Consider the following 24,675-nt stretch of genomic DNA (forward strand, 5'->3'; position numbering starts at 1 on the left):
TCAAATGAAACTGCTGCACGCACTCGCACTGAGCATCGCCCTGCTGGTCGCACTGTGGGTCTGCCTGAGCATCGGCATGCCGAACCTGCAGCTGAACCCGTGGATAGGCTTCGTCGCGTGGGCCACCTTCTTCGCTGCCGGCGGCGGCAGTCAGGCACTCGGCAAGTCGGCCTTCGCCGCGCTCGCCGGGGTGGTCCTGACCGCCGGCACGATGTGGCTGGTCGCACTGGCCGGCGGCAGCCTGCCGGCGCTGGCACTGCTGGTCGCGGTGCTGGCCTTCGTGCTGGTGGCGATGGCCGACGTCGCGGCGCTGTCCTACACGCCGGCCGCCTTCCTTGGCGCGGCCACCTATTTCGGCGCCACTGGCGACACCTTCGAGAAGGCGCTGTTCGTCGGCCTGACCTGGGTCGCCGGCCTCACCTTCGGTTACCTGTCTGAGTCCTTCGGCAAACGCATGACGCGTGCCGCCTGATTTCCGTCCCAAGGAGAAGCTGCAATGAGTACCCATCACAATTACATCGACGGACGCTTCGACGAGGCCGACATCGCCACCCGCATCGATGTGTTCAATCCGGCCACGCACGCCCTGCTCGACACGGTGCCGGAGGCGGGCGTCGCCGCGGTCGAGCGCGCGATCGCCGCCGCCCGTGCGGCGCAACCGCAGTGGGCGAAGCTGCCGGCCATCCAGCGCGCAGCGCATCTGCGCAAGGTGGCCGAAGGCCTGCGCGGCGTACGCGAAGAGATGGCACGCCTGCTGACGCTGGAACAGGGCAAGACGCTGGGCCTGGCGCGGGTCGAGGTCGACTTCACCGCCGACTACCTCGACTACATGGCCGAATGGGCACGCCGCATCGAAGGCGAGGTGCTCACCAGCGACCGCCCGGGCGAAAGCATCTTCCTGCTGCGCAAGCCGGTCGGCGTGGTCGCCGGCGTGCTGCCGTGGAACTTCCCGCTCTTCCTGATCGCCCGCAAGATGGCGCCAGCGCTGGTCACCGGCAACACCATCGTGATCAAGCCGAGCGAGGAAACACCGCTCAACGCCTTCCTGTTCGCCAAGCTGGTACATGCCGCCGAACTGCCGTGCGGCGTGTTCAATCTGGTCGGCGGCCGCGGTGAAACCACCGGCGCCGCGCTGACCGGCAGCCGTGCCATCGACATGGTGAGCTTCACCGGCAGCGTCGAGACCGGCAGCCGCATCATGCAGGCCGCCGGTCGCAACCTGACCCGCGTCAATCTCGAACTGGGCGGCAAGGCGCCGGCCATCGTGCTGGCCGACGCCGACCTCGATCTCGCGTCGACCGCGATCACCGCCTCGCGCGTCATCAACACCGGACAGGTGTGCAACTGCGCGGAGCGCATCTACGTGCAGCGCGCAGTGGCCGACGAGTTCATCACCAAGCTCGCCGCGAAGATGGCTGCGACCCGATACGGTGATCCGATCGCCGACCAGAGCATCGACATGGGCCCGCTGGTGAACAAGGAAGGCCTGGACAAGGTCGCCGCCATGGTCGAACAGGCGAAGCGCGACGGCGCCCAGTGCGTGCTCGGCGGCCAGGTCGCCGACCGCGCGTCGGGCTATCACTACGAACCCACCGTGCTGATCAACTGCCACGCCGACATGGACATCATGCGCAAGGAAATCTTCGGCCCGGTGCTGCCGGTACAACTGGTCGACGATCTCGACGAGGCCGTCGCCCACGCCAACGCGTCCGACTATGGCCTGACGTCGTCGGTCTATACGCGCGATCTCAATGCTGCAATGCGCGCGATCCGCGACCTGCAGTTCGGTGAAACCTATGTCAATCGCGAAAACTTCGAAGCGATGCAGGGTTTCCACGCCGGCCGCCGCAAGTCGGGCATCGGCGGCGCCGACGGCAAGCACGGGCTGTACGAGTACACGGAAACCCACGTGGCCTACATACAGCACGGCTGACGCGCGATCGGGGTGAGGCGATCCCTCACCCGTCGTACGCCATCCGGGTCTTGTACAAGACCATACGATCTCCTCGGTTGCGGGCACTCCGGCCCCGGAGTTGCCCGCTTTTTTGCGGCCTGACGACCGGATTTCGGTTTTCCACCACTGGCGGCAAGTCCGGGGGGTGTCCATAATTGCGACACGTCGACGCGGGCGATCCCTGCGTTCGACGCTGCCATGGCAGCTACCCGCTGCCGCTTCAGAGCTGTCGACACTTGCATCACCCATGCGCAGACGGACAGGCGCCTCGGACGAGCTTCTCTTCGCCCGGCACGCTGACGACCCCGGGCGGGCTCCATGCCCCGGCCGGGTTGTGCAACGGCGGTGCATCTGATCGAACGGCTCGATCAAAAAAGAGGAGAAAGCCTGGATGTCTGCACTACCCAATCCCCTGCTCGCTTCCGACCCGGACGCCGTCGAAACCCAGGAATGGCTCGACGCGCTGGAAGGCGTGATCGAACACGCCGGCGAGCAGCGTGCGCATTACCTGATCGAGCGGCTGACCGAGCTGTCGCGGCGCGCCGGCATCAACATTCCGTACTCGGCCACCACCGCCTATGTAAACACCATACCGGCCGGCAAGCAGGTGCAGGCCCCCGGTGATTACGAGATCGAACACCGCATCCGCAGCTACATCCGCTGGAACGCGATGGCCATGGTGCTGCGCGCGAACAAGGACACCAATGTCGGCGGCCACATCGCCAGCTTCGGCTCCAGCGCCACGCTGTACGACGTCGGCTTCAACTGGTTCTGGCACGCGCCCAGCCCGACCCACGGCGGCGACCTGATCTACTTCCAGGGCCACTCGGCCCCCGGCATCTACGCCCGCGCCTTCATGCTGGACCGCCTGACCGAGGCCCAACTCGACAGCTTCCGCCAGGAAGTCGGCGGCAAGGGTCTGTCGAGCTATCCGCATCCGTGGCTGATGCCGGACTTCTGGCAGTTCCCGACGGTGTCGATGGGCCTCGGCCCGCTGCAGGCCATCTACCAGGCCCGCTTCATGAAGTACCTGCAGGACCGCGGCATCGCCAACACCGAAGGCCGCAAGGTGTGGTGCTTCATCGGCGACGGCGAGACCGACGAGCCGGAGACGCTGGGCGAAATCGCGATGGCCGCCCGCGAGAAGCTCGACAACCTGATCTTCGTCGTGAACTGCAATCTGCAGCGCCTCGACGGCCCGGTGCGCGGCAACGGCAAGATCATCCAGGAACTGGAAGGCGATTTCCGCGGCGCGGGCTGGAACGTGATCAAGCTGCTGTGGGGCAGCTACTGGGATCCGCTGCTGGCACAGGACAAGACCGGCCTGCTGGCGCAGCGCATGATGGAAGTGGTCGACGGCGAGTACCAGACCATGAAGGCGCGCGACGGCGCCTATGTGCGCGAGCACTTCTTCGGCAAGTATCCGGAACTGGCGGCCATGGTCGCCAACTGGAGCAATGACGACATCTTCCGCCTGAACCGCGGCGGTCATGATCCGCACAAGGTGTATGCCGCCTACCACTCGGCGGTGAACCACACCGGCCAGCCCACCGTCATCCTGGCCAAGACCATCAAGGGTTACGGCATGGGCGGCTCGGGCGAGGCGCAGAACATTTCGCACCAGCAGAAGAAGGTCGATCTGGAATCGCTGCGCGAATTCCGCGACCGCTTCGACCTGCCGATCAAGGACAGCGAACTCGAATCGCTGCCCTATCTGAAGTTCGACGAGAACTCGAAGGAAGTGGCCTATATGCGCGAGCGCCGGATGGCGCTCGGCGGCTACCTGCCGCAGCGTCGTTCCAAGGCCGAGCCGCTGGAGGTGCCCCCGCTGTCGGCCTTCGACGCGCTGCTTAAGGCGTCCGGCGAAGGTCGCGAACTGTCGACCACGATGGCCTTCGTGCGCATCATGAACATCCTGCTGCGCGACCCGCACATCGGCAAGCGCGTGGTGCCCATCGTGCCTGACGAATCGCGCACCTTCGGCATGGAAGGCATGTTCCGGCAGATCGGCATCTGGAACCAGGAAGGCCAGAAGTACGTGCCGCAGGACGCTGACCAGCTGATGTTCTACAAGGAATCGAAGACCGGCCAGATCCTGCAGGAAGGCATCAACGAGGCCGGTGGCATGAGCGACTGGATCGCCGCCGCCACCGCCTACTCGGTGCACGGCGTGGCAACGATCCCGATCTACATCTTCTATTCGATGTTCGGCTTCCAGCGCATCGGCGACCTGATCTGGGCCGCCGGCGACCAGCGCTCGCGCGGTTTCCTGGTCGGCGGCACGGCCGGTCGCACCACGCTGAATGGCGAAGGTCTGCAGCATGAGGACGGCCATTCCCACCTGTGGTCCGGCGCGGTGCCGAACTGCATCAGCTACGACCCGACCTTCTCGTACGAAGTCGCCGTCATCGTGCAGGACGGCCTGCGCCGCATGATGGCGGAGCAGGAGGACGTGTTCTATTACCTGACGGTGATGAACGAGAACTACGAGCACCCGGCGATGCCGGATGGTGCCGAAGCGGACATCCTGAAGGGCATGTACCTGTTCCGCCGCGGCGCCGCGTCCAACGGCCCGCGCGTGCAGCTGACCGGCAGCGGCACCATCTTCCGCGAAGTGATCGCCGCCGCCGACCTGCTGAAGAACGACTGGGGCGTGGAAGCCGATCTGTGGTCCTGCCCGAGCTTCACGCAGCTGGCCCGCGACGGCGCCGACTGCGCACGCTGGAACCTGCTCAACCCGCTGGAGACGCCGCGCGCCTCGCATGTCGAGAACTGCCTGCGCGACACGCGCGGTCCGGTGATCGCGGCGACCGACTACGTGCGCCTGTTCGCCGAGCAGATCCGGGCCTATGTGCCGCGCCGTTACGTCGTGCTGGGTACCGACGGCTTCGGTCGCTCCGACACGCGCGAGGCACTGCGCTCGCATTTCGAGGTGGACAGACACTGGGTGACGGTAGCAGCGCTGAAGGCGCTGGCCGACGACGGTGCGCTGGACCGGGCGAAGGTTGCGGAAGCCATCGCGCGCTACGGTCTGGACGTGACCAAGCCGAACCCGCTGTACGTCTGAGTCGGAAGAAGCGGACCGCGAATCGATGCCGACACGCTGGTCGCCGCGGATGAAGATCATGAAAGGTCTTCATCCGCGGCGACCGGAGCTGTCGGCGCCGTTCGGCGGTCGGCCTTCAACACCCACGCCCCGGTCGCGCTGTGCGCGACCGCATCGAATGCGAGGCTTGAATGAGCACGATCAATATTGAAGTACCCGACATCGGCGACTTCTCCGATGTCCCCGTTATCGAAGTGATGGTTAAACCTGGCGACCGCGTCGAGGCCGACGCGCCGCTGGTGTCACTCGAATCGGACAAGGCCACGATGGACATTCCGGCGCCGCACGCCGGCGTGATCGGCCAGATCACGGTCAAGGTCGGCGACCGCGTGTCGCAGGGCAGCGTGATCGGCACGATGGAGGTGGGCGAAGCGCCCGCCGCTGCTCCCGCTGCCGCGCCAGCGCCCTCACCTGCACCCACTCCGGCGCCTGTTGCGGCAGCCGTGACGCCGGCTCCGACGGCGGCAGTCGCCGCCGCACCGGTCGCCGCTCCAGTCGCGGTCGCCGGTGCCGCGCCCGCCACGACCACGCAGTCGGCCCGCGGCGACTACACGCCGGCCGCTGGCGCGGTCGCGCTGCCCAGCGCCGCCGACATCGCCGCCGAACTGGTGGGCGGCAAGAAGGCACACGCCAGCCCGTCGATGCGCGCCTACGCGCGCGAACTGGGCGTCGACCTCGCCCGCGTGAAGGCCAGCGGACCGAAAGGCCGCATCACGCGCGAGGACATCAACGCCTTCGTCAAGGGCGCGCTGCAGGCGCCGGCCACCGCGCAGGCCGCGACCGGCGGCGGAGGCGGACTGGATCTGCTGCCCTGGCCCAAGGTCGATTTCACCAAGTTCGGCGACATCGAACGCAAGCCGCTGTCGCGCATCCGCAAGCTGTCGGCGGCCAACCTCGCGCGCAACTGGGCCATGATTCCGGCGGTCACCTACCACGAGGACGCCGACGTCACCGACCTCGAAGCCTTCCGCCAGCAGATCAATGCGGAACAGGCCAAGGCCGGCGTCAAGCTGACCATGCTGGCCTTCATCATCAAGGCGGTGTGCTCGGCGCTGAAGAAATTCCCCGAGTTCAACAGCTCGATCGACCTGCAGGCGGAAGAGCCGGCGCTGATCATGAAGCAGTACTGCCACATCGGTTTCGCCGCCGACACGCCGGGCGGACTGGTGGTGCCGGTCATCCGCGACGCCGACAAGAAGGGCGTGGCGCAGCTGGCGGCCGAATGCGGCGAGCTGGCGACGAAGGCGCGCGACGGCAAGCTCTCTGCCGCGGAAATGCAGGGCGCCTGCTTCACGATTTCCAGCGTCGGTGGCCTCGGCGGCACCGGCTTCGCGCCCATCATCAATGCGCCGGAGGTCGCCATCCTCGGCGTCAGCCGCAGCACGATGAAACCGGTGTGGGACGGCTCGGCCTTCCAGCCGCGCCTGATACTGCCGCTGTCGCTGACCGCCGATCACCGCGTGATCGACGGCGCTGCGGCCACCCGCTTCAATGCCCATGTCGCCGCGCTGCTGGCCGACATGCGTCGCGTGCTGATGTGAGGGAGCAGAACATGAGCACACTGACTGTAAAAATCCCCGACATCGGCGACTTCAAGGACGTGCCCATCATCGAAATCATGGTGAAGCCGGGCGACACGGTTGAGGCCGACGCGCCGCTGATGTCGCTCGAGTCCGACAAGGCCACGATGGACATCCCGGCGCCTCAGGCCGGCCGCATCGTCGAACTGCAGGTGAAGGTGGGCGACCGCGTATCGGAAGGCAGCGTGGTGCTGACGATGGAAGCCGCTAGCGCAGCCGAAGCGGCAGCTGTGCCAGCACCGGCCGCTGCGTCCGCGGCACCGCCCCCTGCACAGGCCGCAGCCGTCGCTGCGGTGACCGCCACCTGCAGCGCACCGGCCAAGGTCGATGAAAGCTGCGCCGTACTGGTGATCGGTGGCGGCCCCGGCGGCTATTCGGCCGCCTTCCGCGCCGCCGACCTCGGTCTGGACGTGGTGATCGTCGAGCGCTATGCCACGCTGGGTGGCGTCTGCCTGAACGTCGGCTGCATTCCGTCCAAGGCGCTGCTGCACGTGGCGGCGGTGGCCGACGAGGCCGAAGCGCTGGCCGCGCACGGCATCAAGTTCGGTGCGCGCGAAGTGGACCTCGACGCACTGCGCGGCTGGAAGGACAAGGTGGTCGGCAAGCTGACTGGCGGTCTGTCCGGCATGGCCAAGGCACGCAAGGTGAAAGTGCTGCGCGGCACCGCCCGCTTCGTCGCTCCGAATCATGTCGAGATCGCACTGATCACCGGCGACGGCAAGGCGGAAACCGGCGAGAAGAAAGTGCTGAAGTTCGGCCACTGCATCGTCGCCGCCGGCAGCCAGGCGGTGAAGCTGCCCTTCATGCCGGACGACCCGCGCGTCGTCGATTCGACCGGCGCACTGCTGCTGGCCGACATCCCGAAGCGCATGCTGGTGATAGGCGGCGGCATCATCGGGCTGGAAATGGCCACCGTCTATTCGACGCTGGGTGCCCGCATCGACGTGGTCGAAATGACCGGCGGCCTGATGCAGGGCGCTGACCGCGACCTCGCCAAGGTGTGGGAGAAGAAGAATGCCCACCGCTTCGACGCGGTCATGCTGAACACCCGGGTGACCGGCGCCGAGGCAACAGCGGAAGGCATCAGGGTGAGTTTCGAGGGCGCCAAGGCGCCGGCCGAACCGCAGACCTACGACCGCGTGCTGGTCGCGGTCGGCCGCTCGCCGAACGGTCGCAAGCTGAATGCCGAAGCGGCCGGTCTGCAGGTGGACGAGCGCGGCTTCATCCCGGTCGACAGCCAGATGCGGACCAACGTCGCGCACATCCACGCCATCGGCGACATCGTCGGCCAGCCCATGCTGGCGCACAAGGCGGTGCACGAAGGTCACGTCGCGGCGGAAGTGATCGCCGGCCACAAGCGCCACTTCGACGCCACCGTGATTCCGTCGGTCGCGTATACCGACCCGGAAGTCGCCTGGGTCGGCCTGACCGAGGACGAAGCGAAGGCCCAGGGCCGCAAGGTGACCGTCGGCAAATTCCCGTGGGCGGCGAGCGGGCGGGCCATTGCCAACGGCCGTGACGAAGGCTTCACCAAGCTCATCTTCGACGCGGAAACCCACCGTATCGTCGGTGGCGGCATCGTCGGCACGTCGGCCGGCGACATGATAGGCGAGGTGGCACTGGCTATCGAGATGGGCGCGGACGCGGTCGACATCGGCCACACCATCCACCCGCACCCGACGCTGGGCGAGTCGATCGGCCTCGCAGCGGAAGTGGCCGAAGGCAGCTGTACCGACCTGCCGCCGGTACGCCGCTGACGCAGCGCTGCTGCGCGTCCGACCCGCTGCCGGGCAGGCCTTGCAGGCCGCCCGGCAGCGGCCGTCGGCGAAATTTACAGTCCCCCCGACAAGCCCCGGCGGAATGATTGAAAAAATCTGAAAACACACGCCCAATCATTCACTTGCATGGAAAAATCACAAGCGGTCCGCTTCTTGCTAGTCATCGGCTATCCAACGATCGCCTGACGCAAGCTGCGCATCCTCAGGCCGCCGTGATCAAGTCGGCGCGCCAGCATGGACAAGCGCGCTAACATCCGCGGCAACGTGCCTTATCGGTGAAATCAAATGAATGAGCTCGACAAGAACAGTCAGACCGACGCAACCCCCACCCCGCAGACCGAGCAAGTGGATGCCGCACGGCGGCGTCTGACCCGCGGCGGTGCAGCGGGCGCCGGTGTGCTGCTGTCGGTGGCGAGCCGTTCCGCTTTCGGCACCAGCACCTGGGGCACCTGCACCGGCTCGGAAATCGCCTCCGGCAATCTGTCGCGTGAAGGCACACCCCGCCCCTGCGGCTGCAGCCCGGGCTTCTGGGGCAACAAGAACGGCAAGAAGATCTGGGAAAACCCGGACCTCATCCCTTTCATCTATGCGCAAGGTCAGTACTTCAACAGCGTGTTCGGCGTAGCCTTCTTCAAGCCGTCGAAGAACGAAACGCTGCGCGACGGCATCGACAAGACCGGCGTGATCTACGACAAGACCATGAGCGGCGGCTGGTGCCCGACCAACAAGATCAGCAACATGCAGACCTGCGCCTTCCACGCCGTGGCGGCGCTGCTCAATGCGCAGTACTACGGAAACCGCTACCCGGTCATTGGCATGCAGTCACCCGAGGCGGTGATCGCCGCCTTCCAGACCGCTTTCAGTGGTGGCGTGAGCGCCCTCGAAGCCTTCATCACGAAGGTCGATGTTTACAAGTCCGGCGTGTGGTGCGAAGGCCAGAACGGCTGATCGTCGCGTGACGGCAGGGTTGTGGTCTCTGGTGACGCCGGAGACCATGTCGGTACTGAGCTGGCCTGACGGCGTGGTTCTGTACGACGCTCGAACCGCTACCACCCGCTTGCTCGCGCCCCGTGCCGGCGCCATCGTCGCCCGCCTGAAGGCCGGCCCTGCCGACGCCTCAGTGCTGGCGACCCTGCAGCCGGCAGACGACGTGGCGCTCCCCGAACTGCTGGACGCACTCGCTCGATACGGCATCGTGCGTGCGGCAGACTGAGCCCTCCGTGTCGCAACGCCCCCACCTTTCCACGCTGACGCGATCCGAACTGCGTCGGCGACTGCACAGCCCTGACGGTCTGCGGCTGCAGCTCGGACGATTCGTTGCCAGCATACGCTCCAATTTCGATTCGGTCGCCGACGGCTTGCAGGCGCTGTACTCCGACTACCCGGTCGCGACGGCGGACGATTTCTGCGACTACCCGGTCGAGTTGCGCAGCAGCGGGCTACGCCGCTACCTGCGTCCGCAGGCCATCTTCCGCTTCGAGGGCATGCAGCCCTTCAAGCCGCTGCCCGGCAGTCAGGCGGTCGCCATGCTCGAATGGGGCCTGAACTGGGTGTTCACCAACCACGCCCAGCACTACCTCATCATCCACGCCGCCGTGCTCGAACGCGACGGACTCGGCCTCATCATGGCCGCTCCACCCGGCTCGGGCAAAAGCACGCTGTGCGCGGCACTGGCGCTGCGCGGCTGGCGTCTGCTGTCGGACGAACTGGCAATGATCGGCCTCGACGACGGTCTGCTGATGCCGCTGCCGCGACCGGTCAGCCTGAAGAACCAGTCGATAGACATCGTCCGCCAGCTCCCGGGCCAGCCGGTGATCGGCCCGATCGCGCACGACACCGCCAAGGGCACCGTGGCGCACATGCGCGCGCCGCGTGCCAGCGTCGAGGCAGCGCTGACACCGGTGCAACCGCGCTGGATTCTGTTTCCGCAGTTCGCTGCCGGTCATGCACTGGACATCGAAGCCCACGGCAAGGCGCACACCTTCATGCAGCTGGTGAGCAATTCCTTTAACTATCCGCGTCTCGGCGTCACCGGCTTCGAAGCGATGGGCCGTCTGGTCGATGGCTGCGACGGTTACACTGCGCGCTACGGCTCGCTCGACCAGATCGTGCCGGCACTCGAATCGATCTGCACGCGTAGCGCCTGAGGCGGGCCGGCACCGCCGGCCGCTGCGCCCTGACCGGAACATGAGCCGACAGACGGACACCCACCTGGCGAGAGCGCTCGCCACACCCGAATTCACCGAACGCTTCGACGCGCGCGACTGGGAAGCCCTGATCGGGCAGGCGCGCACCAGCGATCTGCTCGGACAACTGGCCGAGCGGCTACGCGACGCCGGGCGCCTCGAAAGTACGCCATCGCAGGTGCGCTTTCATCTCGATGCCGCGCTGCGCATCGCCGCACTGCACCGCGATTCGCTGCTGCAGGAACTGGCGGTGATCGGCGACGCGCTGCAGTCGCTCGACCAGCCTGTGCTGCTGCTCAAGGGGGCCGCATATGCAGTCGCCGGTCTGCGCGCAGGGCGTTCGCGCCTGTTCAACGACATCGACCTGATGGTGGCCAAGGAGGTCATCGATCGGGCCGAAGGCGCGCTGTTCCGCAGCGGCTGGCGCCCCACCCACCTGAATTCCTACGACCAGCGCTATTACCGGGAGTGGATGCACGAACTGCCGCCGATCGAGCACATGACGCGCGGCACCGTGATCGATCTGCACCACACCATCGTGCCGCCGACCTCCGGCCACATCCCCGACGCGGCACAACTGATCGCCGACGCGCGTCCGGTCGTCGTGCCGCACTGCGCGGACGTGTTCCACGTGCTGTCGCCGGTCGACATGGTGATGCACTCGGCCTGCCACCTGTTCTTCGGCGAGTTGCAGAAGGGCTTGCGCGACCTCTACGACCTGCACTGCCTGCTGGTCGAGTTTTCGCCGGAAGCCGGATTCTGGGCCGCGCTGCTGCCGCGCGCGCGCGCGCAGCAGCTCGAGTATCCGGTGCTGCTGGCGCTGCGTTTCGCGCAGCGGATCTTCGGCACCGACATTCCCGATGCGGTCGCGACCGAATGCCGCACGCGCCTGGCAGCCCGACCGGCCGGTGCGCTGACCGACCACCTGATAGACGCGTCGATGTATCCGCTGCACCCGAGCAGCGATTCGCCGTGGCGTCGCGCGCGCCGGCAGATCCTCTATGCACGCAGCCACTGGCTTAGAATGCCTTTGCACCTGCTGATCCCGCATCTTGCTTACAAGGCCTTCATCCACGACGATGGCAAGGCCGCCTGAATACCGAGGACTCCGTTCGATGACCGCCGATGAACTGAAGATTGCCGTCGCCCGCGCTGCCCTGCCCCACGTCATACCGGGCGACCTGCTCGGTGTGGGTACCGGCTCCACCGCCAACCACTTCATCGACCTGCTGGCTGCCGAGAAGATCGAGATCGCCGGCGCGATCGCCAGTTCGGAGGCGTCCGCCGCCCGCCTGCGCGGCCATGGCATCAAGGTACTGACGCTGGACGAGGCGATCGCCTCCGGCCGCCGCATACCGGTCTATGTCGACGGCGCCGACGAGATCGACCCCGGCCTCAACCTGATCAAGGGCGGTGGCGGCGCGCTGACGCGGGAGAAGATCGTCGCCGCCGCATCCGACTGTTTCGTCTGCATCGCCGACAGCTCGAAGTGCGTCGACATGCTGGGGCGCTTCCCGCTGCCGATCGAGGTCATTCCGATGGCACTCGGCCTGGTCGCACGAGAACTGGCCAAGCTCGGCGGCGTGCCGAAGCTGCGTGAGGGCTTCGTCACCGACAACGGAAACCTCATCCTGGACGTTGCAGGACTGAAGATCGCCGAACCGGCGCTGTTCGAGAGCGAACTCGACCACCTCACCGGTACCGTGACCAACGGGCTGTTCGCCCGCCGGCGCGCCGATGTTGCGCTGGTGTCGTCGGCCGACGGCGTGCGCACGCTGCACGCCTGAACATCGCCGCCCGCACGGGGTCGAACCCCATTAAATCCTTCAGGACCTGACGTCATGAGCGAACACATTTCCAAACGCTACGATGCCGAACTCGAAAGCGTGCGCACCGGCCTGCTGCAGATGGGCGGCCTGATCGAACAGCAGATCGAGCATGCGATGCGCGGCGTGATCGAGCGCAATCTGCCGCTGCTCGAAGAAGTGATCGCCAACGACAAGAAGGTCAATGCGATGGAGATCGAGCTGGACGACGCCTGCAATCACCTGATTGCCAAGCGCCAGCCGGCCGCCAGCGACCTGCGCGTCATCATGTCGGTGGTGAAGACCATCACCGATCTGGAGCGCATCGGCGACGAGGCGAAGAAGATCGCCAAGATGGGGCGTCACATCCTCGAATCGGAGGCCATCTTCGTGCCGCGCGTCGAACTGCGGCACGCGGCTTCGATGGCGGTCGACATGCTGCGCCGCACGCTGGACGCACTGGCGCGCATGGATCTCGCCAGCGCCACCGAGGTGGTGCGTCAGGACAAGGAGGTGGATGCCGAATTCAAGTCCATCATGCGTCAGCTCATCACCTTCATGATGGAAGACCCGCGCACCATCTCCTGCGGCCTCGATCTGCTGTTCATCGCCAAGGCGATCGAGCGCATCGGCGACCATTCGAAGAACATGGCGCAGTACGTGGTGTTCATGGTGAAGGGCACCGACGTCCGCCACGCCGGACTGGCCGCGATGGAAGCCGCCGCAGCTGCCGATTGACCTGGAGTCTGCTGACATTGAATCGCGAACCGCGTTTGCAGCGCGCGACTCAATGGCAACAGACCCTAGCGCGGTGTGCCGGCCGGCAACGCGGCTGCCGGTGCATCGCCGTCTCCGGATGCAGTTGAATTTGCGAGTTCGGGCAGCGGGTCATCGCTGTCGGGAATTTCGGATGCGCGCGACAGCTGCTGCGCCAACGCCAGTTGCTCCGGCTTCAGCGACGCCGCGATTTCGTCCCGCGCCCCACGCGCTGCGCCGTGGCCCTGCGCGGCGGCACGATTGAACCACGCGTAGGCACGCACCAGATCGAGCGACACACCCTCGCCGATGCGGTGCAGCCGGCCCATGTGGTATTGCGCGCCGACATGACCACTGCGCGCCGCGGTGCGGAACCACTTGCCGGCGGCCGAATAGTCCTGCAACGTGCCGCGGCCGAGTTTCAGCGCCAGCGCCAGTTCGTACTGCGCCCGCGCGTGCCCCTGTTCGGCCGCCTTCTCCAGCCACTTCACCGATTCCGCAATATCCGTCGCTTCGCCGGTCCCGCCCTGGGCCAGCATCATCCCGTAGGCGTACTGAGCTTCAGGGTTACCGGTTTCGGCGCGCAGACGCTCCGCCTCCAGCGGCTCCAGTTCGGCAATGAGCTGTTCGTGCTCGGTGGGCGTGCGCGTCTCGACACCCTGGACGGTGACGACGATGGCCACCACCAGACCGAGCGCAAGTGCGCCGCCGACCGCCGCGAGCGGAATGCGCCGGAAGCGGACGAAGCGCTTGTGGCAGTTGCGGCAACGTACCGGCTTGAGCCAGAAGCGTCCGGCCTTCTCGTCCGAGTTCTTCCAGCTGGAGTCCTTCGTGTTGCTGCTGAGGCAATACGGACAGCAACGCGGCCCCTGCAGGACGCTGGACAGGCGGGTGGATACAGTCATGATGAAAAGCTATCACGCACCCCGGACGGCCCCCGTGAAGAACTGTGTCGATCAGGCGGCCGGCGGCACGAAGCCCGTGACCTGGTCCGCACCTTCGCCAAAAAAGTGCTTTTCCATCTGTTCCGCCAGATACTTGCGTGCGCGCGGGTCCATCAGGCTGAGGCGGTTTTCGTTGATCAGCATGGTCTGGTATTTCACCCACTGCTGCCACGCCTCCTTCGACACCGATTCGAAGATACGTGCGCCCAGTGCGCCGGGCACCGGCGGAAAGTCGAGGCCTTCCGCCTCGCGACCCAGCTTGATGCATTGAACCATGCGTGCCATCTGTAACTCCTGTAAACGTTGGATATATCGAATTCTAGGCCCTGTGCCGGGCGCTGAATCGACATGTTGAATCATGAAGGCGGCCGCGTCAGGTGCCGTGCCGCCGCTGGGACATCCGGAATGCGTTCTTGCCGTCGTTCTTTGCCGCGTACATCGCCGAATCCGCGGCGCTGAGCAGGGTTTCGCCGCTGTGCGCGTGCAAGGGATAGATGCCGATGCCGGTACTGGTGGTGACGCAGGCCTGGGCGCCGTCGAACTCGAACACCATGCCGGCGACGCGCTCGCCGATGCGGCGCGCGAGGCCGGTCAGCGCGGTTTCGTCGGTATCCGGCGCGAGCACCGCAAATTCGTCACCGCCGAGACGGAAGAACATTTCATTGCGCCGGATGATGGCGCCGACGTCGCGCGCCAGCCGCGTCAGCACCTCATCGCCCGCCTGGTGACCGAAGCGGTCGTTCACCGGCTTGAAGCCGTCGAGATCGAACAGCAGCAGGCCGAGCTGGGTGCGACGGCGGGCGGCGTCGGCAATCATCCGCGCGAGTTCTTCGTGGAAGCGGCGACGGTTGTACAGATTGGTCAGCGGATCGCGTTCCGCCATATTGACCAGCGCCTCGGCGGCACGCCGCTCGGCGGTGACGTCCTCGTAAAGCCAGACGCGGCCGAGAAAGCGGCCGGGCGTGGCCGACGGCACCAGGGCCGACTGCTCGCGGATGATGCGGCCATCGCGCAGCGGAATGTCCTGCGGATCGGTCGGCGCACGGGCGGCCAGTATCGACTTCACGCGCTCGCGGTAGATGTCCTCGTCGGCACGCAATACGGCCGTGCGCTCGATCAGCACCGCATCGCGCATGCCGGACAGGTTCTCGTTCTCGGCGAAGCCCCAGATCGTCTTCAGCATCCGGTTGGCGTGCTGCGCACGGCCATCGCGGTCGACGAAGAGCACACCCAGCTTGATCAGGTCGAGCAGCGCTTCCAGCCGCGAACGCTCTTCCTCGCTGCGCGTCAGGTAGTAGTCGCGCAGGCCCTGTTCGCGGCGCAGCGCGGTCACCGTGTCGAGCAGCTTCAATTCGGCTTCCTTGCGGCTCTGGATGTCGTCCGCCGACACGCGCACGCCGAGACAGGTACCCGACTCGTCGTAGATGGGCTGCCAGTTCAGCGAAACCCAAACGATGGACCCGTCACGGCGCAGCAGCCTCACCTCGAAATTCTCGCCACTGGCGCCGGCCAGCGCGTCGGCCGCACGGGCGGCGAAAATCTTGCGGTCCTTCTCGTGGATCAGCATGCTCGCCAGATCTTCGGCCAGCAGGCAGTCGAGCGGACTGTGCCCGGTTACCCGTTCGATCGAGCGGTTAACCCAGATGAGCCGCCCCTGCGGGCTGAACCAGGCCTCGACGCCGAAGGTGAAGTCGGCGATCGCGTGAAAGCGCGACTCGCTCTTGCGCAGCGCGGTCACGCGCTCTTCCAGCGCCTGCACCATCTGGTTGAAGGCGCGGGTCAGCCGGGCCAGCGCGTCATCGCCGCGCACCGGCAAGGGATCGACCTCTTCGGCTCGACGCAGCGCCACCGCCCGGGTTTCGATCGCGCTGACGCCTTCGAGCACCCCGCCCAGCACCCAGCGCGCCAGCCAGACATGCAACAGCAGCACCAACGCACCGAGCGCCAGCGCACCGTTGCGCAACATGGCCAGCGAGGAGAGCAGCCCGGACAGGTCTACGCTGGCACGCAGCACGCCGACCGGTGCACGCCGCCCCGGCTGCAGCAGATCGATGCGCATGTCGTAGCGGCCACGCCCCGATTCCAGCGCCTGACCGATGCTGCCGTGGGCCGCACCGAGCACGGCCGGACCGCCATCGGCGATCAGGACGCGACCCGCCTCGTCCCGCACCTCGACATAGTCGAGCTGACCCACGCGCCGCAGCATGCTCACCTCCGCCGCGAGCCGCGCAGGGTCGGCGATCAGGGCGGCAGCGAGCCGGGCCTGCATGTCGGCGACCAGGTAATCGATGCGCGCCGACTCCCGCTCGACCAGGTGCGCGGAAATGAGGCCGTAAGCCCACAGCAGCGCCACGCACAGCACGCCGCCCAGAAGGATGCCGGAGGCGAGCAGCCGCCCCTGCAGCACGCCGATGCGACGTGTCAGAACACTGAGCATGAGCGGGCTCCGGCTGCGATCACAGGTTTTTCACCAGGACCTTGCTGCGCCGCTGCGGATTGTAGTTCTCTCGACGCACGCGCGGCAGCGCATCGACACCGGCCTCGACGAAACCCCGCTCGACGAACCAGTGCGCGGTCACCGTGGTGAGCACGAACAGCTGCTTGATCCGTTCGGCGCGGGCACGCGTCTCGACATAGCTCAGGATCTGCTCGCCGTAGCCGTGGCGACGGTATTCCGCCATCACCGCCAGACAGGCCAGCTCGGCCATCTGCTCTTCCGGATACGGATAGAAGGCGGCGCAGCCCATGATCACTTCGTCGTGTTCGAGCACGCTGAAGCGCTCGATCTCGCGTTCCAGCCGCTCGCGGCCACGGCTGACCAGCGTGCCGTCGGCCTCCAGCGGTGCGATCAGGCCGGCGATGGCGGGGACGTCATCGACCCGCGCGTTGCGCATCAGCGCGAGCCGCTCGCGCGAAATGACGCTGCCCACGCCCTGGGTGGTGAAGAATTCGAGCAGCAGCGCGCCGTCGAGATCGCGGTCGATCATGTGCGCACGCGCCACGCCCAGCTTCACGGCGCGGATGGCGCGTGGCAGGTAGAGCCCGAGATCTTCGGTGATGCCGCGCCCGGCCTTGAGCCACTGCGCGGCCTCGTCGGCGGTCAGTTCGGGCACCAGCGCGCCCTGTTCGTCGACGATGCCCGGGGCGTCGCACAGGTAGATGAGCTTGGTCGCCTGCAGCGCGACGGCAACCGATTCGGCCACCTCTTCCATGCTCAGGTTGAACACCTCGCCGGTCAGCGAGTAGCCGTAGGGCTGCATCAGCACGATGTCGCTGTCGGCCAGCGCGTCGTTCAGTGCCTCGACATCGACCTTGCGGACGGTGCCGGTGTAGCCGTGGTCGATGCCATCGACCACGCCGACCGGGCGAGCGGTCAGGAAATTGCCGGAGGCGACCTCGATCGTGCTGCCGGCCATCGGCGTGTTCGGCAGGCCCTGCGAGAACAGCGCCTCGACGTCGATGCGGATGGCGCCGTTGGCGCGCTTGACGCAGTCCATCGCCTGCGCGTCGGTCACCCGCAGGCCCTTGTGATAGCGCGGCGGCAGCCCGCGTGCGGCCAGTTCCTCCTCGATCTGCGGGCGGGCGCCGACCACCAGCACCAGCTTGATGCCGAGTGCGGCGAGCAGGTTGCAGTCCTGCACCAGCGAATTGGCCAGAGGCCCCTGCAGCACCTCGCCGCCGACGGCGATGACGAAGGTTCGACCGCCGAAGGCGTGGATGTAGGGCGCGGCACTGCGCACCCAGGCAACGAAACGCGGCGAGTCGGGATCGGCGTGCATGCGGGTTCCGATGGGAAAATTCAGCGAATTCTAGCCGAGCGCACGCCGGCGGACGCGCCGCAGAACTTGCGCTGTCTCAATTCCAGCACGTTCACCCCAGTTCCGATTCGAGGCGATCGCACAGGGCGTCGAGTATGGCCAGCCGCGCACGGTACTTGTCGTCGGCCGAAACCACATTCCAAGGCGCCTGTTCGGTGTGCGTGCGGACCAGCATGTCCTGCACCGCCGGCACGTATTGCGACCATTTTTCACGGTTGCGCCAGTCCTCGGGAGTGATCTTGAAACGCTTGAAGCGCTGGCGTCCGCGCTCGTTGAAACGGCGCAACTGCTCGTCCGAGCTGACTTCGAGCCAGAACTTGCAGACGATGATGCCGTGTTCGGTCCATTCCTGTTCGAACGCGTTGATCTCCTCGAAGGCGCGCGACCAGTCGGCTTCGATGGCAAAGCCCTCGACCCGCTCGACCAGCACGCGGCCATACCAGGAGCGGTCGAACAACGAAACCCGGCCATCGCGCGGCACGTCGCGCCAGAAGCGCCACAACCACGGGTAGAGGCGCTCGTGCTCGGTCGGCGCGGCCACCGGGTGCACCCGGTAATTGCGCGCATCGAGCGCGTGCGTGATGCGGCGTATCGCGCCGCCCTTGCCGGCGGCGTCCATGCCTTCGAACACCACTGCCAGCGCGCGCCGGGCAAAGGCCGGATGGCGCAGCAACAGGTTGAGCCGGCCCTGCAGGCGTTCGAGTTCGGGCTGGTAGGCGTCCTTGCGCATCGGCTTGGACGGCGCATGCGCGGGCTGAGCCGGCTGTTCGCTGGGCACCACCAGCGGTTGCAGCGCCGGCGCAAGCGGCTTGCGCGGCCCAGCCAGCGCTTCTCGCAGGGCCTTCAGGATGATGCGTCCGACCATCAGCTCGGTCTGCGCGGCGTCGCTCGCGTCGATCAGATGCCAGGGCGCATGCGAGGTGTCCGACAGCCGGATCGCTTCTTCCGCCACCTTGCAGATGCGCTTGTGCCGGCGATTCGCACGCCAGTCCTCGGCGGTCACCCGCCAGCGCGTCGCCGCGTCGCGCTCCAGCGCGCGGAAGTGCGCGCGCTGACGGTCGGCGTCCAGGTGCAGCCAGAACTTCAGCAGCACCGCGCCTTCCATCGCCAGCATGCGTTCGAAGCGCTGGATCTCGTGCAGGGTGTGCCAGAAGGCGCGCCGCTTTATCCGGCGCTCGACGCGGGCGTTGATCGCTTCGCTGTACCAGCCCTCGAAAATCATCGCGGTACGACCACGCGACGGCAGCGCCTGCCAGTAGCGCCACATGTGCGGTCGCTGCCGCTCTGCCTCGTCGCGCGGCCCGAAAGCGCTGGTGCGGATGTGACGGGGGTCCATCCATTCGTTCAGCGTATTGACCAGGCGTCCGCGTCCGGCACCGGCGACACCGGCGATCAGCAGCACGACCGGCGTCCGCCCCTGTTCCAGTATCGAGTACTGGGCGTCGAGCAGATCGGCGCGCAATCTGGACACCGCGCGTTCGAGCCGGGCTTCGTCCAGCGGGGCGACAGCAGGCAGCGCATCGAACATCAGAAATCTCCGATCAGGGTATTCAGTGCCGACAGTACGGCAAGGCCCGCCGTCTCCGTGCGCAGCACGCGCGGCCCCAGGGTCAGCGCGGCAAAGCCGGCAGCGCGCGCAGCGGCCAGCTCGTCGGCATCGAAGCCGCCCTCCGGTCCGATCAGCACGGTAATGGGTTCATCGGCGCGCAGACCCGCCGACTTCAGCGGCACGCCGCCTTCCGGATGCAGCAGCAGGCGCTGTCCGCTGGCCGCCGCGAGCGCCTGCGGCAGGGTCAGCAGGGGCTGCACCTCGGGCACCCGATTGCGGCCGCACTGTTCGCAAGCCGACACCGCCACCTGCTGCCAGTGCTCGACCCGCCGCTGCGCACGCTCGCCGGCCAGCTTGACCACGGCGCGCCGGCTGGCCACCGGTTGCACCCGTGCCACACCGAGCTCGACCGCCTTCTGTACGATCCAGTCCATCTTGTCGGCGGCGGCGAGGCATTGCAGCAGTGTGACGTCGAGCGCGGACTCGCGCTGTGGCGTCAATTCGACGCCGACCGTGGCGTCGACGCTGCGGCCCCTGCGCACCAGGCGGGCGGCGAATTCGCTGCCGCGACCGTCGAACAACGTGATCGCGTCGCCGTCGGCCAGGCGCAGAACGCGGTCGATGTGATGCGCCACCGGCGCCGGCAAGGTGATCGTTCCAGCCGGTTCCGCAGGCAAGGGACAAAAGAAGCGTGGAATCATCGTGTTATATTTGTGCACTGCAAGAACACCCGCCGGCGAGGCTTTTCGCACCGTCGGCGACGATCGGCCCCTCATGGTCGGAATGTCCGCAACCGTTATGGCATCAGGGCATCCGACAACGGGCAGCCGCCGCGAACGATACTGCCACGCCAGCCGGCCGGAGTGCTTCCGGCGTCGCGACGCGGCTCACTGACGAACGACCATGAGCTCAACCACACTGCTACAGATCGTCGACACCGCGCGCAGCGTCGCCCGCGAGGTGATCATGCCGCACTTCCTGACGGCGCAGCGCAATCAGAAGGACGACGGCAGCCTGTTCACCGTGGTCGACCTGGCGGCGCAGGAGGCACTGATCGAACGCCTGCCGCGCATCATCGACCGTCCGGTGCTCGGTGAGGAAATGCCGGAGTCGGTGCAGTTGCGCTTGTGGCACGAAGGGCAGGACGGCATCTGGTGCATAGACCCGATCGACGGCACCACCAACTTCGTCAACGGCATCCCTTTCTTCGGCGTCGCGATCGCGTACATCGAGGAGGGGCGCACGCGCCACGGCGTCGTCTACAACCCGATGACCGACGAAGCCTTCTACGCGGAAGAAGGCGGCGGCGCCTTCCTGAACGGCAACGCGCTACCGCTGCGCACACCGGCGCGCCACCTGCTGGACGCCGTGGCAGGCGTCGATTTCAAGCGGATTCCGAAGGCGCTCGGTGACGCGCTGGCCACCCAGTCACCCTTCTACTCGCAGCGCAACTTCGGCTCCAGCGCGCTGGAATGGTGTTTCATCGCCGCCGCCCGGCTGGACGTCTACCTGCACGGCGGTCAAATGATGTGGGACTTCGCCGCCGGCAGCCTGATCGCCGCCGAAGCGGGTGCCCGCTGCTCGATGCTGGATGGCGAGCCGCTGGACATGGCGCCCGGCCGCAAGACGCCGGTCGTGGTCGGCGCCAGCGCCGACCTCTACCGCGAATGGATGGACTGGCTGGCCGCCCACGGCGGCCGCTGATCTGTCCTCAGGGGTGGTGAACCGGCAGATGGACCGGCGCCACCTGCGAATTCACCAGCCGGCCGCCCTCGTGCATCAGGAAGTCGCGCAGCGCCAGGGCGGCGGGCAACAGATTCTTCCGATCCCTGTATACAACGTGCCAGTTGCGCACGATGGGCGTGCCCGGCGCCGCGATGCGGCAGAGCACGCCGGTGCGCAGCTCGAGCTGGCAGGTGTGCTCGGACAGGAAGGCCAGGCCCATGCCGGCGATCGCCGCCTGCTTGATGATTTCGTTGCTGGGCAGTTCGATGATTTCGGCCGGGCGTATGCCCTGCTCGACCAGATAGCTTTCCTGCGTCACCCGCGTACCGGACCCACGTTCGCGGATCAGGAAAGCCTCCTTGCCCAGATCCTCGGCCGTGACCGTACGACCACCGGCCAGCGGATGGCCCTCGCAGGCCAGCACCGACAGCGGGTGTTCGGCAAAGACGTGCGCCTCGCAGCCCAGCGCAGCCGGCGGACGACCCATGATGGCGATGTCGATCAGGTTGTCCTCCAGGTGGCGGAAGATGTCGTCGCGGTTGTGCAGCGAAATGCGTACCTGTACGTCCGGATAGCGCTCACGGAAGGCCATCAGCAGGCGCGGCGCGACGTACTTCGCCGTACTGACCACGCCGACCGACACCAGGCCCGAATGTCCGCTCGCCATCTGCGCCAGCGCTGCCTCGGCCTCGGCCAGCTGGTGGTCGATGGCGCGCGCGTGGCGGGCGATCTCCATGCCGACCTCGGTCACACGCAACTTCTTGCCCAGGGTTTCTATCAGAGGAAGGCCGATCAGCCCGTCCAGCGCCTTCACCTGCATCGAAACCGCCGGTTGCGTCAGATGCAGCTCCTCCGCGGCGCGGGAAATCGAGCCCAATCGCGCGACGGCCTCGAATATTCTCAACTGGCGGAGAGACACCCCGCGCGTCCATTGCGTCGCCATATCAGTCTAAATAAGAATGTTTGATCGATCTTATCAAAACAACTTATTTTCAACCAAGGCCAGTTCCAGATATATTGCACTGCAACAGCAACGGAAACGCAGCGAACACCGCCTCGCAGGCCCTGCAGACCGAAGCGACAAGTTTAGCGTCAAAGCCTGTCAGCTCAACAAAAACGGACAGGTGACCCAGGCTCCTCCTCCACAACCTTGTTTGTGGATTCATACCCCGGCTCGCAAGAGTCCGGGGTATTTTTTTGCATTGCACATTCTGTTGCAACCAACGGAACACATCGCTCCGGCAGCGCAGCAACGCCCCTCCTGCACGACTTCCCGAGTGCCTCGGCCGAACCGCATGTGACAGCGATCGCGCGCTGCGGCTACGATGGAATCGACACCGGGACCCGAGGAGGCTGCCATGAGTGAAGGGCGCAAGACCCTGACGCGTTACACCATCGAGGCGCAGCAGCGCCACCCGCACGCCAGCGGGATCTTTTCCAGCCTGCTGAACGCCGTGGCCACCGCGGTGAAAATCATCGCCAATCACGTGAACAAGGGCGCGCTGGTCGGTTCGCTCGGCAGCTTCGAAGCCGTTGGCAGCGGCGCGGCCATCAATCTGTCCGGTCGCGTCACGCAGAAGCTCGACACCATCGCCAACGAGGCGATGCAGCGCGAGTGTGAATGGGGTGGCCATCTGGCAGCGCTGGCGCCGGAGGGTCTGGAAGGCTTCATCCCGACGCCGGACGAGCCGCCGCGCGGCAAATACCTGCTGCTGTTCGATGCGCTCGACTGCAGCAACAACATCGACGTGAACCTGACCGTAGGCAGCCTGTTTTCGGTTCTGCACGCGCCGAACCCGGGCGCCGAACCGCAGCCGTCCGATTTCCTGCAGCCGGGCACCGAACAGGTGTGTGCCGGTTTCGCGCTGTACGGCCCGTCGACGATGCTGGTGCTGACCACCGGCGAGGGCGTCGACGGCTTTACGCTCGATCGCGACATCGGCGCCTTCATCCTCACGCACCCGCAGATGCAGATTCCCGAGCACACGACCGAATTCGCGATCAACGCGTCGAAGTCGCGTTTCTGGGAGCCGCCGGTCAAGCGCTACGTCGAGGAGTGTCTGGCCGGCCAGACCGGCCCGCGCGGCGAGGATTTCAACATGCGCTGGATCGCCTCTCTGGTGGCGGAAACCTTCCGCGTGCTGACGCGCGGCGGCGTCATCATGTACCCGGAGGACACGATGCAGAGCGCGTCGCCCGGCCGCATCTCACTGATGTACGAGGCGAATCCGATCGCCTTCCTGATCGAGCAGGCGGGTGGCGAAGCCACCAACGGTCGGCAGCGCATCATGGAACTGACGCCACGCAGCCTGCAGAGCCGCACGCCGCTGATCTTTGGCTCGCGTGAGGAAGTGCAGCGCATCGTCCGTTATCACAATGAGAGCGATCAAGGCCTCGATCGCGAATACACTTCGCCGCTGTTCAATTCGCGCGGCCTGTTCTCGGCCTTCTGAGCCGCCGCGCACTGGCCAGAGGAAATCGCCCCGGATGTCAGCCCGCCACCCCGTCATCGCCATCACCGGCTCGTCCGGCGCCGGCACGAGCACGGTCACCCGCACTTTCCAGCACATCTTCCGGCGGGAAGGGGTGAATCCGGTCATCGTCGAAGGCGACGCCTTCCATCGTTACGGCCGCGAGGAAATGAAGGACGCGATGGCGCGCGAAGCCGCCGCCGGCAACGAGCATTTCAGCCACTTCGGTCCGGACGCCAATCTGTTCGAGGAACTGGAAACGCTGTTCCGCCAGTACGGCAATGACGGCAGCGGGCGCATCCGCAAATACCTGCACAACGAGTGCGAAGCCGCACCCTATCAGCAGGCGCCCGGCACGTTCACGCCGTGGGAGGACATTCCCGCCGGCACCGACATCCTGTTCTACGAGGGCCTGCACGGCGCAGTGAAGACGGACAAGGTCGATGTCGCCCAGCACGTCGATCTGCGGATCGGCGTGGTGCCCATCATCAATCTCGAGTGGATACAGAAGCTGCACCGCGACCGCGAACAGCGCGGTTACACGACCGAGGCGGTGACCGACACGATCCTGCGCCGGATGCCGGAATACGTGCACTTCATCTGTTCGCAGTTCGAGAACACGCACATCAACTTCCAGCGCGTACCGATGGTGGATACGTCGAACCCGTTCATCGCACGCTCGATTCCGACGCCAGAGGAATCGATGGTGGTAATCCGCTTCGCCAACCCGCGCGGCATCGATTTCCAGTACCTGCTGGCGATGATGGGGGGCGCCTTCATGTCGCGCGCCAACACCATCGTGATTCCGGGCGGCAAGATCGATCTGGCGATGCAGCTCATCTTCACGCCGCTCATCCTGCGGCTGGTGGAGAACGGCCGCAAGGCGCGCGCTCGCTACTGAAAAGCACGGCAACGCCCCTGTTGCCGCCACCACTCAGACCCGATCCCCGGCAGATCCGCGCCCTTCCTGCGCCGCAGCACGGCTGGCGTGACCCCTTGTTTT

Annotated in this window: 21 protein-coding genes; 14 read left to right on the forward strand and 7 right to left on the reverse strand. The window is 66.3% G+C overall.

All coding sequences use genetic code 11. The features are described 5' to 3' along the window. The first annotated feature begins 4 nt into the window (after positions 1 to 4). From WJU27_RS11655 to phoU, 11 genes are all read left to right on the forward strand, one after another. Positions 5 to 472 carry a DUF1097 domain-containing protein gene (locus WJU27_RS11655; RefSeq protein WP_018230257.1) on the forward strand — a complete coding sequence of 156 codons (468 nt, stop codon included), beginning with the start codon at positions 5 to 7 and terminating at the stop codon, positions 470 to 472. 24 nt (positions 473 to 496) lie between these two features. After that, entirely contained in the window at positions 497 to 1,933 is a 1,437-nt protein-coding gene (aldA, locus tag WJU27_RS11660) for an aldehyde dehydrogenase (RefSeq protein WP_341422210.1), read from the forward strand. 412 nt (positions 1,934 to 2,345) lie between these two features. Next, positions 2,346 to 5,021 (forward strand): pyruvate dehydrogenase (acetyl-transferring), homodimeric type, encoded by a 2,676-nt coding sequence (aceE, locus tag WJU27_RS11665; RefSeq protein ID WP_020163535.1) that lies wholly within the window; start codon positions 2,346 to 2,348, stop codon positions 5,019 to 5,021. A 170-nt stretch (positions 5,022 to 5,191) separates the two neighbouring features. After that, positions 5,192 to 6,601 carry a dihydrolipoyllysine-residue acetyltransferase gene (gene aceF, locus WJU27_RS11670; RefSeq protein WP_020163534.1) on the forward strand — a complete coding sequence of 470 codons (1,410 nt, stop codon included), beginning with the start codon at positions 5,192 to 5,194 and terminating at the stop codon, positions 6,599 to 6,601. 11 nt (positions 6,602 to 6,612) lie between these two features. Next, the gene (gene lpdA / locus WJU27_RS11675) at positions 6,613 to 8,397 is read left to right on the forward strand and encodes a dihydrolipoyl dehydrogenase (RefSeq protein WP_341422211.1); all 1,785 of its coding nucleotides are present in this window, start codon (positions 6,613 to 6,615) and stop codon (positions 8,395 to 8,397) included. A gap of 306 nt (positions 8,398 to 8,703) precedes the next feature. Then, positions 8,704 to 9,366, forward strand: a complete 663-nt coding sequence (locus WJU27_RS11680) for a hypothetical protein (protein WP_341422212.1) — start codon at positions 8,704 to 8,706, stop codon at positions 9,364 to 9,366. A 46-nt stretch (positions 9,367 to 9,412) separates the two neighbouring features. After that, positions 9,413 to 9,631 (forward strand): HPr-rel-A system PqqD family peptide chaperone, encoded by a 219-nt coding sequence (locus WJU27_RS11685; protein ID WP_341422213.1) that lies wholly within the window; start codon positions 9,413 to 9,415, stop codon positions 9,629 to 9,631. 7 nt (positions 9,632 to 9,638) lie between these two features. Continuing rightward, positions 9,639 to 10,565 carry an HprK-related kinase A gene (locus tag WJU27_RS11690; RefSeq protein WP_341422214.1) on the forward strand — a complete coding sequence of 309 codons (927 nt, stop codon included), beginning with the start codon at positions 9,639 to 9,641 and terminating at the stop codon, positions 10,563 to 10,565. A 40-nt stretch (positions 10,566 to 10,605) separates the two neighbouring features. Then, positions 10,606 to 11,700 (forward strand): nucleotidyltransferase domain-containing protein, encoded by a 1,095-nt coding sequence (locus WJU27_RS11695; RefSeq protein WP_341422215.1) that lies wholly within the window; start codon positions 10,606 to 10,608, stop codon positions 11,698 to 11,700. A 19-nt stretch (positions 11,701 to 11,719) separates the two neighbouring features. Beyond that, complete coding sequence (gene rpiA, locus WJU27_RS11700) at positions 11,720 to 12,391, forward strand: ribose-5-phosphate isomerase RpiA (RefSeq protein ID WP_341422216.1); 672 nt, start codon at positions 11,720 to 11,722, stop codon at positions 12,389 to 12,391. A gap of 54 nt (positions 12,392 to 12,445) precedes the next feature. Beyond that, positions 12,446 to 13,147: a phosphate signaling complex protein PhoU gene (phoU, locus tag WJU27_RS11705; RefSeq protein ID WP_020163527.1), complete on the forward strand. Its 702-nt coding sequence runs from the start codon at positions 12,446 to 12,448 to the stop codon at positions 13,145 to 13,147. Positions 13,148 to 13,212: 65 nt separating this feature from the next. Here phoU and WJU27_RS11710 read toward each other — a convergent pair whose 3' ends face one another. The 6 genes from WJU27_RS11710 to WJU27_RS11735 form a co-directional block, all read right to left on the reverse strand. Beyond that, on the reverse strand, positions 13,213 to 14,070 hold the full coding sequence (locus tag WJU27_RS11710; protein WP_341422217.1) for a tetratricopeptide repeat protein: 858 nt from the start codon (positions 14,068 to 14,070) through the stop codon (positions 13,213 to 13,215). 51 nt (positions 14,071 to 14,121) lie between these two features. Continuing rightward, positions 14,122 to 14,394 carry an oxidative damage protection protein gene (locus tag WJU27_RS11715; protein WP_019919514.1) on the reverse strand — a complete coding sequence of 91 codons (273 nt, stop codon included), beginning with the start codon at positions 14,392 to 14,394 and terminating at the stop codon, positions 14,122 to 14,124. An 88-nt stretch (positions 14,395 to 14,482) separates the two neighbouring features. Then, complete coding sequence (locus WJU27_RS11720; RefSeq protein WP_020163525.1) at positions 14,483 to 16,546, reverse strand: sensor domain-containing diguanylate cyclase; 2,064 nt, start codon at positions 16,544 to 16,546, stop codon at positions 14,483 to 14,485. Positions 16,547 to 16,565: 19 nt separating this feature from the next. Next, positions 16,566 to 17,888 (reverse strand): amino-acid N-acetyltransferase, encoded by a 1,323-nt coding sequence (gene argA / locus WJU27_RS11725; protein ID WP_020163524.1) that lies wholly within the window; start codon positions 17,886 to 17,888, stop codon positions 16,566 to 16,568. Positions 17,889 to 17,979: 91 nt separating this feature from the next. Next, complete coding sequence (gene pap / locus WJU27_RS11730) at positions 17,980 to 19,455, reverse strand: polyphosphate:AMP phosphotransferase (RefSeq protein ID WP_341422218.1); 1,476 nt, start codon at positions 19,453 to 19,455, stop codon at positions 17,980 to 17,982. Continuing rightward, positions 19,455 to 20,177, reverse strand: a complete 723-nt coding sequence (locus WJU27_RS11735) for a 16S rRNA (uracil(1498)-N(3))-methyltransferase (protein WP_296809295.1) — start codon at positions 20,175 to 20,177, stop codon at positions 19,455 to 19,457. Before WJU27_RS11735 ends, pap begins: the two co-directional genes overlap by 1 nt. Positions 20,178 to 20,379: 202 nt before the next feature. On the opposite strand from WJU27_RS11735, the gene WJU27_RS11740 reads away from it, so the two are divergent. Beyond that, complete coding sequence (locus tag WJU27_RS11740) at positions 20,380 to 21,180, forward strand: inositol monophosphatase family protein (protein ID WP_020163521.1); 801 nt, start codon at positions 20,380 to 20,382, stop codon at positions 21,178 to 21,180. Between the two features lie 7 nt (positions 21,181 to 21,187). Here the strand turns inward: WJU27_RS11740 and WJU27_RS11745 are convergent, their stop codons facing one another. Beyond that, a complete protein-coding gene (locus WJU27_RS11745) occupies positions 21,188 to 22,144 on the reverse strand; it encodes a LysR family transcriptional regulator (protein ID WP_029143534.1) in 957 nt (318 codons plus the stop codon). A 415-nt stretch (positions 22,145 to 22,559) separates the two neighbouring features. Between WJU27_RS11745 and WJU27_RS11750 the strand changes: the two genes are divergently transcribed. Next, entirely contained in the window at positions 22,560 to 23,654 is a 1,095-nt protein-coding gene (locus tag WJU27_RS11750) for a class 1 fructose-bisphosphatase (protein ID WP_341422219.1), read from the forward strand. Positions 23,655 to 23,688: 34 nt separating this feature from the next. Then, positions 23,689 to 24,573: a phosphoribulokinase gene (locus WJU27_RS11755; protein ID WP_341422220.1), complete on the forward strand. Its 885-nt coding sequence runs from the start codon at positions 23,689 to 23,691 to the stop codon at positions 24,571 to 24,573. Positions 24,574 to 24,675: the final 102 nt, after the last annotated feature.

Source organism: Methyloversatilis sp. NSM2, assembly GCF_038066675.1.
Classification (GTDB): domain Bacteria; phylum Pseudomonadota; class Gammaproteobacteria; order Burkholderiales; family Rhodocyclaceae; genus Methyloversatilis; species Methyloversatilis discipulorum_A.

What these genes read in the sequence shown, in the direction of transcription:
- WJU27_RS11680 (WP_341422212.1), top strand. Translation starts at nt 8,704, where the DNA reads ATGAATGAGCTCGACAAGAACAGTCAGACCGACGCAACCCCCACCCCG.
- WJU27_RS11755 (WP_341422220.1), top strand. Translation starts at nt 23,689, where the DNA reads ATGTCAGCCCGCCACCCCGTCATCGCCATCACCGGCTCGTCCGGCGCC.
- WJU27_RS11720 (WP_020163525.1), bottom strand. Translation starts at nt 16,546, where the DNA reads ATGCTCAGTGTTCTGACACGTCGCATCGGCGTGCTGCAGGGGCGGCTG.
- WJU27_RS11695 (WP_341422215.1), top strand. Translation starts at nt 10,606, where the DNA reads ATGAGCCGACAGACGGACACCCACCTGGCGAGAGCGCTCGCCACACCC.
- aceF (WP_020163534.1), top strand. Translation starts at nt 5,192, where the DNA reads ATGAGCACGATCAATATTGAAGTACCCGACATCGGCGACTTCTCCGAT.
- WJU27_RS11710 (WP_341422217.1), bottom strand. Translation starts at nt 14,070, where the DNA reads ATGACTGTATCCACCCGCCTGTCCAGCGTCCTGCAGGGGCCGCGTTGC.
- WJU27_RS11655 (WP_018230257.1), top strand. Translation starts at nt 5, where the DNA reads ATGAAACTGCTGCACGCACTCGCACTGAGCATCGCCCTGCTGGTCGCA.
- lpdA (WP_341422211.1), top strand. Translation starts at nt 6,613, where the DNA reads ATGAGCACACTGACTGTAAAAATCCCCGACATCGGCGACTTCAAGGAC.
- WJU27_RS11745 (WP_029143534.1), bottom strand. Translation starts at nt 22,144, where the DNA reads ATGGCGACGCAATGGACGCGCGGGGTGTCTCTCCGCCAGTTGAGAATA.
- WJU27_RS11735 (WP_296809295.1), bottom strand. Translation starts at nt 20,177, where the DNA reads ATGATTCCACGCTTCTTTTGTCCCTTGCCTGCGGAACCGGCTGGAACG.
- WJU27_RS11685 (WP_341422213.1), top strand. Translation starts at nt 9,413, where the DNA reads ATGTCGGTACTGAGCTGGCCTGACGGCGTGGTTCTGTACGACGCTCGA.
- argA (WP_020163524.1), bottom strand. Translation starts at nt 17,888, where the DNA reads ATGCACGCCGATCCCGACTCGCCGCGTTTCGTTGCCTGGGTGCGCAGT.
- aldA (WP_341422210.1), top strand. Translation starts at nt 497, where the DNA reads ATGAGTACCCATCACAATTACATCGACGGACGCTTCGACGAGGCCGAC.
- phoU (WP_020163527.1), top strand. Translation starts at nt 12,446, where the DNA reads ATGAGCGAACACATTTCCAAACGCTACGATGCCGAACTCGAAAGCGTG.
- pap (WP_341422218.1), bottom strand. Translation starts at nt 19,455, where the DNA reads ATGTTCGATGCGCTGCCTGCTGTCGCCCCGCTGGACGAAGCCCGGCTC.
- WJU27_RS11740 (WP_020163521.1), top strand. Translation starts at nt 20,380, where the DNA reads ATGAGCTCAACCACACTGCTACAGATCGTCGACACCGCGCGCAGCGTC.
- aceE (WP_020163535.1), top strand. Translation starts at nt 2,346, where the DNA reads ATGTCTGCACTACCCAATCCCCTGCTCGCTTCCGACCCGGACGCCGTC.
- WJU27_RS11750 (WP_341422219.1), top strand. Translation starts at nt 22,560, where the DNA reads ATGAGTGAAGGGCGCAAGACCCTGACGCGTTACACCATCGAGGCGCAG.
- rpiA (WP_341422216.1), top strand. Translation starts at nt 11,720, where the DNA reads ATGACCGCCGATGAACTGAAGATTGCCGTCGCCCGCGCTGCCCTGCCC.
- WJU27_RS11715 (WP_019919514.1), bottom strand. Translation starts at nt 14,394, where the DNA reads ATGGCACGCATGGTTCAATGCATCAAGCTGGGTCGCGAGGCGGAAGGC.